The sequence below is a fragment of the Vibrio sp. 2130-1 genome (genome assembly GCF_033339515.1).
The window spans coordinates 1-593 of record NZ_JAWOUT010000489.1 but is presented as its reverse complement, the minus strand read 5'-3'; the positions used below and the strand labels follow the sequence as shown (position 1 = coordinate 593).

General features: G+C 44.5%; 1 protein-coding gene. It reads left to right on the top strand.

What is annotated here, in order from left to right; all coding sequences use genetic code 11:
* Nucleotides 1-593, top strand: a 593-nt coding sequence (locus R7Q09_RS27000) for a murein transglycosylase domain-containing protein (protein ID WP_318144059.1), incomplete at both ends; no start/stop codon positions are given.

Below are 593 nucleotides of genomic sequence, written 5' to 3'. Positions count from 1 at the left end.
GGCTGTAGCCGCGAATTCGTCGAAAAAATTTATGACGTGAACTACGAGCCAACCAACCGCTTTGCAAACAACCTAGCAGAGCTACCAGGTCAGTTTGAGAAAGATACCGCCGCACTCGATGCGTTGATCAATAGCTTCTCAGGCAATATCAAAAAGCGTTGGGGACAACGTGAAGTGAAGTTCGCAGGTAAAAGTAACTACGTTAAGTACATCGACAATTATTTAAGTCGGGCAGAAGTGGATTTCCAGAAAGGTCTTATCACTATCGAGACCGTTTCTCCGACCGAACCACAAAAACACTTGAAGAACGCGATCATCACCACATTGCTAACGCCAGATGATCCAGCAAACGTCGACTTGTTCTCATCGAAAGAGATAAAACTCGAAGGCCAACCCTTTTTGTACAAACAGGTGCTCGATCAAGATAAAAAGCCCATTCAATGGTCATGGCGCGCGAATCGCTTCGCTGACTATCTGATTGCCAATAACATCAAAACCAAAGATGTAGACTTTAAAAAAGCGTATTACGTTGAGATTCCAATGGTAGAGGATCACTTCTCTCAGCGTAGTTACCAATACGCGGATATCGTGCG